The organism is Pseudomonas sp. Leaf127, from assembly GCF_001423155.1.
Taxonomy (GTDB): Bacteria; Pseudomonadota; Gammaproteobacteria; order Pseudomonadales; family Pseudomonadaceae; genus Aquipseudomonas; species Aquipseudomonas ovata.
Window position 1 is genome coordinate 22,677 of record NZ_LMOA01000010.1, and the last position, 11,797, is coordinate 34,473.

The 11,797-nt window shown below is 55.0% G+C and carries 10 protein-coding genes; all 10 read left to right on the forward strand.

What is annotated here, in order from left to right; genetic code table 11:
- The first annotated feature begins 708 nt into the window (after positions 1-708).
- A complete protein-coding gene (locus ASF84_RS07775) occupies positions 709-1,563 on the forward strand; it encodes a sugar phosphate isomerase/epimerase family protein (protein ID WP_056836938.1) in 855 nt (284 codons plus the stop codon).
- 87 nt (positions 1,564-1,650) lie between these two features.
- A complete protein-coding gene (gene iolG, locus ASF84_RS07780) occupies positions 1,651-2,700 on the forward strand; it encodes an inositol 2-dehydrogenase (RefSeq protein ID WP_056836940.1) in 1,050 nt (349 codons plus the stop codon).
- Between the two features lie 123 nt (positions 2,701-2,823).
- Positions 2,824-4,083 (forward strand): sugar MFS transporter, encoded by a 1,260-nt coding sequence (locus ASF84_RS07785; protein WP_056836942.1) that lies wholly within the window; start codon positions 2,824-2,826, stop codon positions 4,081-4,083.
- Positions 4,084-4,159: 76 nt separating this feature from the next.
- The gene (locus ASF84_RS07790) at positions 4,160-4,885 is read left to right on the forward strand and encodes an SDR family NAD(P)-dependent oxidoreductase (RefSeq protein WP_056836944.1); all 726 of its coding nucleotides are present in this window, start codon (positions 4,160-4,162) and stop codon (positions 4,883-4,885) included.
- Between the two features lie 83 nt (positions 4,886-4,968).
- Positions 4,969-5,922, forward strand: coding sequence for a sugar ABC transporter substrate-binding protein (locus ASF84_RS07795; protein WP_056836945.1), 954 nt, complete (start codon positions 4,969-4,971; stop codon positions 5,920-5,922).
- Positions 5,923-5,984: 62 nt separating this feature from the next.
- Entirely contained in the window at positions 5,985-6,938 is a 954-nt protein-coding gene (locus ASF84_RS07800; protein ID WP_056836947.1) for a substrate-binding domain-containing protein, read from the forward strand.
- A gap of 82 nt (positions 6,939-7,020) precedes the next feature.
- A complete protein-coding gene (locus ASF84_RS07805; RefSeq protein WP_056836958.1) occupies positions 7,021-8,583 on the forward strand; it encodes a sugar ABC transporter ATP-binding protein in 1,563 nt (520 codons plus the stop codon).
- Between the two features lie 37 nt (positions 8,584-8,620).
- Positions 8,621-9,622, forward strand: coding sequence for an ABC transporter permease (locus ASF84_RS07810; protein WP_056836950.1), 1,002 nt, complete (start codon positions 8,621-8,623; stop codon positions 9,620-9,622).
- Between the two features lie 204 nt (positions 9,623-9,826).
- Positions 9,827-11,053 (forward strand): maltoporin, encoded by a 1,227-nt coding sequence (locus ASF84_RS07815; RefSeq protein WP_056836952.1) that lies wholly within the window; start codon positions 9,827-9,829, stop codon positions 11,051-11,053.
- A 100-nt stretch (positions 11,054-11,153) separates the two neighbouring features.
- Positions 11,154-11,723, forward strand: coding sequence for a hypothetical protein (locus ASF84_RS07820; RefSeq protein ID WP_056836954.1), 570 nt, complete (start codon positions 11,154-11,156; stop codon positions 11,721-11,723).
- The last annotated feature ends 74 nt before the right edge of the window (positions 11,724-11,797 follow it).

The window sequence follows — 11,797 nt, forward strand, 5'->3', positions numbered from 1 at the left end:
TTTGCCAAGGCATGCCCTTTTTTTTTGTAGCCACATGGAAGCTGTGACTTCAGCCTCTGACCGTTCCAAGCCTATATTTACGGTTGTGCTTATAAAACCTCAGATTTGGAAATCTTTATTTCGCTGATGAAATAATCCGTCGCTGTCATGGGCATCATCCCAGCTTCGAATCTCGCGCACCTTCATCCATCCATGCTCTGCCCTTTTTTGGGAGTGGCCAGGGCCCCTCTGTATCTGTTCGATTTTTCCACTACGTGAAAAAGAGATTTCACCTTCTGGTATTTTTCTTCCTAAAACGCATGCCTATGATCTCTCCCATAACGACAGCTCTCGAAGCTGCACTAGAACAAAAACGGAGATACAGCCATGTACTTGCTCCTAGCCTTCCTCAAGATCTGCGCCGCCGCTGCCCGGCTAGCGAAGATTCGCACCCGTGATCGCTCCGCTTTGCCGGTTAACACCGCTGCGGGTACGTTCGGGCATCCCTTCTTTCACATCTCTCACAGTTCCTTGCCTAGGTGGGTAATGCCCTCTGGTGATGCAGGGCTTGCTCCGTCGCGCCTGCTAATCGCCAGTGCAGCTTCGGAAAGCACCTAGCGCGCTGAGTTGATGTCGGAAGTCCACTTCTAAACACGGTTCCCTCGCGTGCTCTGATTTCAGCAGGGCTCGCGCGCCTCAACCTCTTCAATTGCATCTCAGGAGTTTCACATGAGCAATCAAAACGTCGAATTGTTGGCCGCGTACTTCACCCTGTCGGGTGATGTCTATCCATTCGGCCCAACCGAAATCAGTCCATTCGCGTTCCGGGATCGTGTGGAAGCTGCGGCGGAAGCAGGTTACAAGGGCGTGGGCCTGATTCACGTCGACCTGATGTCTACGGTTGATCGCATCGGTTTCCGCGAAATGCGCCACATCCTCGAAGCCAACGGAATCAAGCACGTCGAGTTCGAGTTCCTGACCGACTGGTACCTGGATGGTGAGGCTCGTCGCGCCTCCAATAAAATGCGTGCAGAACTTTTCAACGCAGCCCAAGAGTTGGGTGCTCGTGCCGTCAAAACCGCTCCAGGCCTGCACCAAGAGGAAGCCAACATCCCTCTGATGGTTGAGCATTTTGCCCAGCTCAGCGAAGAGGCGAAGTCGTACGGCACCGATATCGTTCTGGAAATCATGCCGTTCAGTAACGTGCGCAACATCGATACCGCGCTTGCGTTGGTACAGGGCGCTAACCACGACCATGGCAAGCTGCTTCTGGACATCTGGCACCTGGCACGTGGTGGCGTTGACTTCAGCGAGATCGCTCGCATTCCTGGCAAGTTCATCGGCTCGGTCGAGCTGGACGATGCTGACAAGTACGCGGTGGAGCCGCTGTGGCAGGACACAATTCACAAACGCCGCTTGCCTGGCGAGGGCGTGTTGGATGTTCCGGCTTTCATCAAAGCCATTCAGGCTACGGGCTACAACGGCCCATGGGGCGTGGAAGTCCTGTCTGAAGTCGTGCGCAAGCTGCCGCTGCAAGAAATGGCTCAGCGCACCTTCGACACTACCATCTCGCAGTTCAAGTAAGTCGCCAGGCTATTTCGGTGGGAGCGGTAGCTCCCCCGAACCCACCTAAAAATAACAGGCAGCTTTGCTGTCGAGGGTAGAAAGATCATGTTGCGTATTGCTGTATTGGGTGCTGGCCGGATCGGAAAGATTCACGCCGCCAACGTCGCGATGAACCCGCGTACCAAACTGGTTGTGGTCGCTGACCCTTGGAAAGAGGGTGTGGATGCGCTGGCAAGCCAACTGGGTTGTGAAGCTGCCTACGACTACGGTTCAGCAGTAGACCGTGATGACGTTGACGCAGTCTTCATCGGTACGCCAACCGAGTTTCACATCGAGCTGATGCTGCGTGCCGTCAAGCTTGGCAAGCCTGTGATCTGCGAAAAGCCGATCGACATGGATTACGACCGGGCAGAGGCCGCTGTCAACGAATTGGAACGCTTGAATGGCCGTGTCATGCTGGCGTTCAACCGTCGCTTTGATCCTGATTATCTTCGCCTGCGCCGTGCAATCGATGATGGTGAGATCGGGGATGTTCGCCAAGTCATTATTACTAGCCGTGACCCTGGGCTGGCGAGCCGTGCCTACCTGGAATCTTCGGGCGGGATCTACCGTGACATGACCATTCACGACTTTGACATGGCTCGCAGCTTGTTGGGCGAAGAACCAGTTGAGGTCTTTGCCATCGGTAGCCGCTTGGTCGATCCAACGCTGGAATCCATTCCGGATTACGACAGCGTCATGGTTTTGATGCGCACTGCCTCCGGTCGTCAATGCCATATCAACTGCTGCCGTGAGGCCGTGTATGGCTTCGACCAACGCCTGGAAGTGTCGGGCTCAAAGGGCATGCTGCTAAACGAGAACCACCGTCCAAGCACTGTTCGCCGCTACAGCGCCGAGGCGACTGACGTAGCCGAACCACTGCTCAACTTCTTCCTGGAGCGCCATGCGGATTCCTACAAGATTGAGCTGAATAGCTTCCTCGATGCACTCGAAACCAACAGCCCAATGCCGGCGACTCCGCGCGATGGCTTGCTGGCACTGCGCTTAGCCAACTGCGCCACAGAGTCTGCAGCAACTGGGAAGGTCGTCCGGGTGGGAAGCGCTCTATCTCTAGTGGAACCGAGCTCCGTAACCCCTCAAGTAGCCGCCATCTGAAGGCGAACTGCAGGGAAATTTAGTTGCTGTTCAATTCAGGGCCGCCTGCGGTGGCCCTCATCCAGGGGTGAAAGTCCTGGCGTGCATTGATGACGGTTTACAAGACATACAAAGGTACCGGTCATGACTACTAACACCAAGGCCTATGATGGTCTCCCTAACAGCCGCGAAAAGCTCACCTCGACTCGGTTAGCCTTCATTTTCGTGACAAGCCTGTTCTTCATGTGGGGCCTTTCACATGGCCTGTTGGATGTGCTGAACAAGCATTTTCAGGACACCCTGCACGTGACCCGCGCCCAGTCTGGCTTGGTTCAGACAGCCTATTTCGGTGCCTACTTCATCATCGCTTTGCCCGTGGGCAAGTTCATGGAGCGCTTCGGCTACAAAGCGGGAATTCTAGTGGGCCTAGCCTTGTTCGCGCTCGGCGCACTGCTCTTCCTGCCTGCCTCAATGGCCGGCACGTTCACACCGTTCCTTGCCGCGCTGTTTGTCCTGGCCTGTGGGCTGGGATGCCTCGAAACCGCTGCAAACCTCTACGCCGCCGCTCTGGGCGCTCCTGAAAAGTCGGAGCAAAGGCTCACATTCGCGCAGTCGTTCAACGGGCTTGGCGCCTTCATCGGCCCAGTGGTAGGCGGGGCTGTATTCTTCGCGCCTCCTATCGAGTTCAGCGGCACGCGTGTAGATCTGGTGTCTGTGACCTACGTGGCGCTCGCAGCGATTGTCATCCTGATGTTCATTGCTTTCGCGCGAATCAAGCTCCCAGAAATGCGCAGTGACGCTACTACCGAGTCCGCAACCTCTAGTACCGAAACCAGCCTGTGGAAGAAACGTAGCTTTACCGGCGCCTTGGCGGCCCAATTCTGCAACGTCGGGGCATACGTAGGCATCGGCGCCTTTTTCATCAACTACGCCATCGACCATTGGAGTGGAATCTCGCCGCAGAAGGCATCCTTCCTGCTCTCTCTTGGCATGCTCGCTTACATGGTGGGGCGGTTCGCCGGCACTGTGATCATGCGCTACCTGCCCGCGCGCTCACTGCTGATTCTTAACAGCCTGGTCAGCATCGCTCTGTGCGTAGTCGCCATTATAGGCTTCGAGCGCATCTCGATCTTCGCCGTGATCGCGATCTACCTGTTCATGTCCATCATGTACCCGACGATTTTTGCAATGGGTATCCGTGGACTGGGGACGCAGACAAAGAAGGCCGGTTCATTCTTGGTCATGACCTTGGTTGGCGGTGCGTTCATCCCGCTGATCATGGGTGCTCTGGCTGACCACTTCGGTATTACATCTGCCTTCTACGTGCCTTTGCTGTGCTTCGCTGTCATCGCGTGGTATGGCTGCAGCCAGCCACCGGTAAAGGTCACTGGAAAATCTCACTAAGTCATCGGTACCAGGGGCGACCTGCGTGGGCAGGACGCCACCGGTTAAAGCTGCAGCACCGTATTAGGAGTCTGGGATGAATCGACTAGTAGACAAAGTTGCCCTGGTAACAGGTGGCGGCATGGGCATCGGGCGGGCCATCGCTGAGCTTTTTGCTGATGAAGGTGCAATTGTCATCGTAGGTGATGTGACCCAGCCTGAGCCGTTCCAACACGCCAATGTCATTCCTAAGCAGCTGGATGTTTCCAAGCTGGAGCAGTGGCAACGGCTCGTCGAAGAGGTAGTGGCTGAACATGGAAAAATTGATGTTCTCGTCAACAACGCGGGGCTTGTCGGCTCCTACCTCCCCATCGATGAGATCGCCCTCGAAGACTGGAATCGGGTGATCGACGTCAATCAGAACGGCGTGTTTTACGGAATGCGGACTGTTATCCCGGTGATGAAAAAGCAGCACTCGGGCTCAATCGTCAACGTGTCGTCGATCTGGGGCATTGTCGGTGCTAGCGGAGTTTCAGCTTACCAAGCCAGTAAGGCAGCTGTACGGATGATGAGCAAGAACGCTGCGCTGTCATACGTGCGGGACAGCATTCGTGTGAACTCACTTCATCCTGGGCTGGTTGAGACACCGATGATCGCTCGACAAGACTCGGACACTACTGCGGCTGTCGTGGCGGCAACGCCAATGGGCCGGGCAGCGAATCCGAAAGAAATTGCCTATGCAGCTCTGTTCCTGGCCAGTGACGAAGCGAGCTTCATCACCGGTGCCGAGCTTCCGGTCGATGGGGGCTACACCACCCCCTGACTGTAAGAGTGTTGTAACCGAAGTGGCTCGCAGTACGGGTCTCAATGCTGCGACCTCATATCCATCTGAGGAAAACAAGAATAATGAAAAAGCAGAAAGGTGGTTTGTTGTGCAGTGCTGTTCTGGTGACGAGTTTAGCGCTTCAGTTTTCGCCCGCAAAAGCGGACGGCGAAAAGGTAGTCGTGAACTTCCAGACCTTATCCATTCCCTACTTCATCTACATGCATGAGCAAGCTGCACTGGAGGCGAAGGCGCTCAATGTGAAGCTGCTAGTGCAGGATGCCCAGGCATCATCGACCAAGCAGTCCTCAGATGTAGAGAACGCGCTGACGCAAGGCGTCGATGCCATGGTGGTTGCACCCAACGATGTGACGGGCCTTGCTCCGGCACTGAATGAAGTCCTTTCCGAAAAGTTGCCGCTGGTGACCGTTGACCGTCGTGTTGAAGGCACTGATGCTCCCGTGCCCTATGTGACGGCGGACAGCGTCGCGGGCGGTCGTCTGATGGCTGAATGGGTCACCACCCACATTAAGGATGGCGCCCGCGTTGCTTTCATCTCGGGAACCGCAGGATCCTCCACAGCGATTGATCGTGCTAAAGGTGTTCACGAAGGCCTCAAGGCCGGTGGCAGCAAGTTCGAACTTGTTGCTGAGCAATTGGGTGAGTGGGAGCGTGCGAAGGCCATGTCGGTCGCTGAGAACATCCTCACATCACTGACTGGCAATCCTCCTGATGCGATCATTTGCGCCAGTGGCGACATGGCGCTCGGTGCAGCAGAAGCTGTCCGCTCTATGGGATTGAAAGGCAAGGTCAAGATCATTGGATTTGACGCCTATCCAGAGGTTCTAAAAGCCATTCGAGAGGGTGATATTGCAGGGGTTGTGGAGCAGAGCCCCAGCAAGCAGATTCGCACAGCACTTCGGATGGCCGTTATGAAAGTACGTGGTGACGCGGAACTTGAAACGGTAATTGTCCAGCCATTCATGGTTACTCTGGACAATCTGAGCCAAGCAGAGCAGTACAGCGCAATCCAGTGATCCGGCATAGCTCCGTCCGGAGTTAATGCAGTCGGTAAATCTACATAGTGAGGAATAATTGTATGAACACGAACTTTAAACATCGTGCGCTGGCGGCTGCCTTGGCAACAGCTTTCATGGTGTCCAATGCCCCTGTCTTCGCAGCGGGTGAGAAAGTGGCGATTAGCTTCCAGACTCTCTCTATTCCCTTCTTCATTTTCATGCATGAACAAGCTGTGCAAGAGGCCAAAGTGCTGGACATCAATCTCTTGGTTCAGGATGCCCAAGCTTCCTCCTCCAAGCAGAGTTCAGACATTGAGAACTCACTGACCCAAGGTGTCGCCGCAGTTGTTTTAACTCCAAATGATGTTTCCGCGCTCGCGCCGGCCATCAACGATGTCTTGGACGAAAAGGTTCCGGTGGTTGCCGTAGATCGACGAGTTGAGGGCACTTCTTCGCCCGTTCCGTTTGTGACTGCTGACAACGTTGCTGGTGGACGAATCATGGGGGAGTGGGTCGTCAAAAATATGCCCCAGGGGGCAAAAGTCGTGCTGATTACCGGACAGATCGGATCTACCACAGCAATGGATCGGGCAAAAGGGGTTCACCAAGCCCTCGACGCGGCAGGTAGCAAATTCAAATTAGTCGCAGAGCAGTCTGGCGAAGCTGATCGCGCCAAAGCCATGTCGGTGGTCGAGAACATCATCACAGCATCCGGTGGCAATCCGCCTGATGTGATCATCTGTTCCACGGGTGACATGACGCTGGGCGCTGTTGAAGCCGTGCGAGGAATGGGACTCAGCAACAAGATCAAAATCATCGGATACGACGCCTACCCAGAGGTTCTGAAAAGCATCAAGGCAGGTGAGATCACCGGCATTGTCGAACAGAGCCCAAGCAAACAGATCCGTACGGCACTGCGATTGGCTGTGGACAGCATTCGCAACGGCACCAAGATCGAGTCGGTGACTGTGCAACCGTTCATGGTGACCCAGGAAAACCTGGATCAGGCCGAGCAGTTCAGCACCATTAAGTAGCGATGCGTACCCCTGTGTAGTGGATGTGAGGGAGGGGTTAGCCCCTCCTTTGCAAAAGGATCGAGATTTGGGAGGCGTCGGCATGAGCGATGCGCTACTGCGAGTTCGAAATATCAAAAAGACGTTCCCTGGCGTAGTCGCACTCAATGGTGTGCAGCTAGAGGTGGGGATAGGTGAGGTTCATGCTCTGTTAGGTGAAAACGGCGCAGGCAAGTCGACCATCCTGAAGATCCTGGCAGGTGCCCAGCCGGCAGACGCAGGGCAAGGCACTCTAGAGTTCAATGGCTATGCATTGGAGGAGCATGACACTCCCATGCGCCGGCAAGCGCTCGGCATTATTACGATCTACCAGGAATTCAACCTGATCGCCGACATGTCTGTCGCGGAAAACATGTACTTGGGGCGGGAGCCCGTGCGTCATGGGCTGGTCGATTGGAAGAAAATGTTCAGCGATGCCCAGCACGTCCTGACCGACCTGGGTTTGACCATCACTCCTAAGACCATGGTGCGCAAGCTGAGTGTGGCAGAGCAGCAGATGGTGGAAATCGCCAAGGCTCTTACCATGAATGCGAAGCTCATCATCATGGATGAGCCAACTGCCGCGCTCAGTGGTCGCGAGGTGGACAAGCTTCACGAGATCATTGCAGATCTCAAGGCGAAGGGGATCAGCATCATCTACGTATCCCACAAGCTCAACGAGGTCAAGGCATGCTGTGATCGCTATACCATTTTCCGTGACGGTGCGTTCATCACCTCTGGCGAGGTCTCAGCAGTGACTGTGGATGACATCGTTCGGCTCATGGTTGGACGAGATGTCGAATTCGTGCGCAAACCTCTCACAGGCGACCCTGGTGAGATCATGCTCAAGGTTCAGAGCGTTTCTAGGGCATCTGGTGGTGATGGACAGAGCCTGCATGCGACACCGCTACGCGACATGTCTATCGACGTGAGGGCCGGCGAGATAGTTGGATTCGCAGGCCTTGTCGGCGCCGGTCGTACTGAATTGGCGCGTGTGATCTTCGGCGCTGATGGCTGCGACGAAGGGATAATCTACGTCAATGGTCGGCAGGTCTCGCCGTTCAAGTCACCGAGAGAAGGCATTGCAGCCGGCGTAGCGCTTGTTCCTGAAGACCGGAAACAGCAGGCCTGTTTCTTGGGCCATTCCATCCGTTGGAACATGAGCCTTCCCAGCTTGGGTGGTCTTCAGCGATGGGGATTGTTCATCGACGATCGCGCCGAGACTCAGCTGATTCAGGATTACCAGAAGCGGCTGCGAATCAAGATGGCCAATGACAATGTGGCCATTGGAACACTGTCTGGCGGTAATCAGCAGAAAGTCATCCTGGCCCGATGTATGGCCTTGAAGCCCAAAGTTCTCATCGTTGACGAGCCCACACGTGGCATTGATGTCGGCGCCAAAGCCGAAGTTCACCAGGTGCTTTTCGACATGGCCCGAGCAGGAATCGCAGTCATCGTCATCTCATCCGAGTTGCCGGAAGTGATGGCGGTCAGCGACATGATCGTCACGTTCCGCGAAGGCGCTATCACCGGTGTTGTCTCGGCTGATGAGGCAACTGAAGAGCTACTTATGCAACGAATGGCTCAAGGAGTGAGTTCATCGTTTTCGCACCAGGCCGCTGTTTGACCTGTTCGTGCCGGCATCATCAATCGAGTAATCAGACATGTTCAAGCCAGCCTCAAGTGAATCAGCTTTGGAAAACCGGAAGAAGTTCGAGATGGTAGGGTTTTTCGAGAAGTACGGCGTACTCCTCTTCCTCATCGTTCTCGTTGTGATCTTCACGGTATACAACCCAATGTTTCTCTCCGCCAGGAACGTTAAAAACATCCTGACTGAGGTTTCGATCTACGGAATTATCGGCGTCGGGATGACCTATGTGATTCTCACAGGCGGTATCGACCTGGCCGTCGGCTCGCTGCTAGCGTTTGCAGCCATCAGCGGCGCGTTTCTGATGCAAGCCCTGGGTGGCGATTTCTTCATGGGCTGGCTGGTGGCAATGCTGGCTGCCTGCTCAGTAGGTACATTGGCCGGCTACATACACGGCAAGGTGGTCACGCGCTTCGGGGTGCCCGCATTCATCGTCACCCTGGGCGGCTTGACTGTGTGGCGTGGCGCTACCCTGATTGTAAATGACGGAGCACCTGTCAGTGGTTTCAATGAGGCCTACCGCTGGTGGGGGAGAGGTGACGTGCTGGGTGTTCCTGTGCCGGTTCTTGTCTTCCTGGTAGTAGCCATCCTGGGCTACGTCGCCCTTCGCTATACCCGATATGGACGTCAGGTTTACGCCGTAGGGGGCAACCCCGAAGCGGCTCGGTTGTCCGGTTTGAGCGTGCCCTCGGTTGTTCTGAGTGTGTATGTGATCACTGGCTTCCTTGCAGGCCTTGCAGGGTTTTTGCTTTCCGCCCGCCTGGGCTCGGCGGAAGCCGTAGCAGGCACTGGCTATGAGCTGCGAGTCATCGCCTCCGTGGTGATAGGTGGCACAAGCCTGTTCGGCGGCCTTGGCGGTGTGGGAGGCACCATCATAGGTGCCTTGCTGATAGGTGTGCTCATCAACGGACTCGTGATCATGAACGTGTCGGCTTACTACCAGCAGGTGGTCATCGGGATCATCATCGTTCTGGCCGTTGGTTTCGATACCTATGCCAAGTCACGAGGTAAGTCATGAAGCACTTTATTGAGGCGGTAACGCTTAGCCGTCATCAGAACTTCAAGGACTCATCAACTGCGGGTCGTTCCCCAGAACGGTAAGTCTGCGAACTGAGTATCTGAATTAATTAAATCACCCGAACTTCTCGGAGGAGGAATCCTCCGGAAGAAGTTCGGCTGTCCTGACAAAAGCCAATACAAAAACAATAAGTGGAGAATTAATATGACGTTCAAGACCACAAAGGTTTTCCTGCCTGTACTTTTCGCATCGGCGCTGCCTTTTTCAGCGCATGCTCTCGATTTCAGCGGCTACTTCCGTACGGGTGTCGGGAACTCTCTAGATGGCGGTCGACAATCGTGCTTCCAGCTCCCAGGGGCGCAATCTAAGTACCGCTTGGGCAACGAATGTGAGCAGTACTTCGAGCTCGACCTGCGCCAAGATCTCGTTACGCTAGATGATGGGTCGGCGATCAGTATCGAGGGTATGGCTCAGTTGTACAACGAATACGGTCACTCTCCAAAGTTTACTGGTGAGTACGGTTTCGCGCGGATGAACCAAGTCTATGCGGAATGGAGCAAGATGCCTGCGCTCAATGGTGGCTCCTTCTGGGCGGGTCGACGTTACTACAATCGTAATAGCATCGAGATGAGTGACTTCTTTTACTGGAACCAAAGTGCTAACGGCTTTGGGTTCGACCAGGTAGGTATTGGTGACCTCAAGTACAGCTACGTATTTTCGCGCAAGGACAACTTGTTCCAAAAGGATTTCACCAACCGTCACGATTTCACCGTCAGTGGCTTTGAGCCGAATCCAGGAGGCGCTCTGCAGTTCGGGGTCAGCTATCTGGACAAGCCAAGCAACGTTGAGGATGCCAAAACTGGCTGGTCGGCAATTGTGCAGCACAAGCAAAAAGGCTTTTTAGGAGGCTTGAATACCTTCGCTGTGCAGTACGGACAAGGGCCGGGTACCGCGTTGAGCTACACCGGCGACCCGACGCTCGACAGCAGCAACCACAGTTGGCGTTTCGTCGAGTATTTCGACTGGCAAGCGACTGACCGCATCAGTGGGCAGTTCCAGGTCGTCTATCAAAAGGACACGCGTCCTGATGGTGATGACCAGAATTGGCTGTCCGTGGGCGTGCGGCCAGTTTATGCATTCACAGATCAATTCAAACTCAGCACTGAGATTGGTCGTGACCAAGTCGATGCTCCCGGGGGGACGCGCAAGCTGACCAAATTCACCATTGCTCCCACTTGGTCGCCGGCTGGCCCTGGCTACTGGGCACGCCCTGAGCTCCGTCTTTATTACACCTACGCATCCTGGAACAAGGCGGCACAGCGTGCGGCAAGCGAGCTGGCTGCAGGGTCAGCGCTTTCGGATAGCGGCTCATTCGGCAATGCCCTGCATGGCTCAAACGTGGGCATACAGCTTGAGTATTGGTGGAAGTAAGCGTCACTTCGCCATGTGAGTCTGGACATGGATGAAGCCCCGCCGGCGCGAATGCCGGTGGGGATCTTTAATTCATTTGGATAAAGGATGTTCTGAACTGATGCGCAGTCGCCTAACTCTCGCAGCTGTACTGCTCTCGTTTGCTGCCCAAGCAATGGCCGAGAAGGTGACGGTAATTGCCGATACCAATGCCAAGAGCGCTTATCCCATCGGGCTTCTGAAATTGGCCCTGTCTCTCAGCGGTAAACGCTATGAGATCGATCATTTACCCGATGTACCCACAGCTAAGAGGCAGGCGGAGATGGTGCATCAAGGTAGCCTCAGCGTCTTCTGGATTAGCACATCCGAAGACCTGGAGCAGGCTTTTCAACCTATCCGCATACCCATCTATAAGGGATTACTCGGCTACCGAATATTCCTTATCCGGAAGGAGGATCAAGCAAGGTTTTCTAGCGTACGTAACCTGACAGATCTCCAAGGGCTGACAGCCGGACAGGGGCAATTCTGGGCTGATACAGAAATCCTTCGTAGCGCTGGGCTGAAGGTCGCCACCAGTACCAAGGATGAGGGGCTGTTTCACATGCTTGATGGCGGTCGATTTGACTACATGCCGCGCGGTGTTCCAGAACAGTGGGATGAGATCAAGATCGTGTCCCAGGAAGTGGTGTAACTCATCATGGCTCTGGCCACTGAGTTTGCCGTTTAGTTGATCACGGCCGACAGCTTGGCCTGCGGATTATCGCT

What these genes read in the sequence shown, in the direction of transcription:
- ASF84_RS07805 (WP_056836958.1), top strand. Translation starts at nt 7,021, where the DNA reads ATGAGCGATGCGCTACTGCGAGTTCGAAATATCAAAAAGACGTTCCCT.
- ASF84_RS07820 (WP_056836954.1), top strand. Translation starts at nt 11,154, where the DNA reads ATGCGCAGTCGCCTAACTCTCGCAGCTGTACTGCTCTCGTTTGCTGCC.
- ASF84_RS07795 (WP_056836945.1), top strand. Translation starts at nt 4,969, where the DNA reads ATGAAAAAGCAGAAAGGTGGTTTGTTGTGCAGTGCTGTTCTGGTGACG.
- ASF84_RS07775 (WP_056836938.1), top strand. Translation starts at nt 709, where the DNA reads ATGAGCAATCAAAACGTCGAATTGTTGGCCGCGTACTTCACCCTGTCG.
- iolG (WP_056836940.1), top strand. Translation starts at nt 1,651, where the DNA reads ATGTTGCGTATTGCTGTATTGGGTGCTGGCCGGATCGGAAAGATTCAC.
- ASF84_RS07800 (WP_056836947.1), top strand. Translation starts at nt 5,985, where the DNA reads ATGAACACGAACTTTAAACATCGTGCGCTGGCGGCTGCCTTGGCAACA.
- ASF84_RS07790 (WP_056836944.1), top strand. Translation starts at nt 4,160, where the DNA reads ATGAATCGACTAGTAGACAAAGTTGCCCTGGTAACAGGTGGCGGCATG.
- ASF84_RS07810 (WP_056836950.1), top strand. Translation starts at nt 8,621, where the DNA reads ATGTTCAAGCCAGCCTCAAGTGAATCAGCTTTGGAAAACCGGAAGAAG.
- ASF84_RS07815 (WP_056836952.1), top strand. Translation starts at nt 9,827, where the DNA reads ATGACGTTCAAGACCACAAAGGTTTTCCTGCCTGTACTTTTCGCATCG.
- ASF84_RS07785 (WP_056836942.1), top strand. Translation starts at nt 2,824, where the DNA reads ATGACTACTAACACCAAGGCCTATGATGGTCTCCCTAACAGCCGCGAA.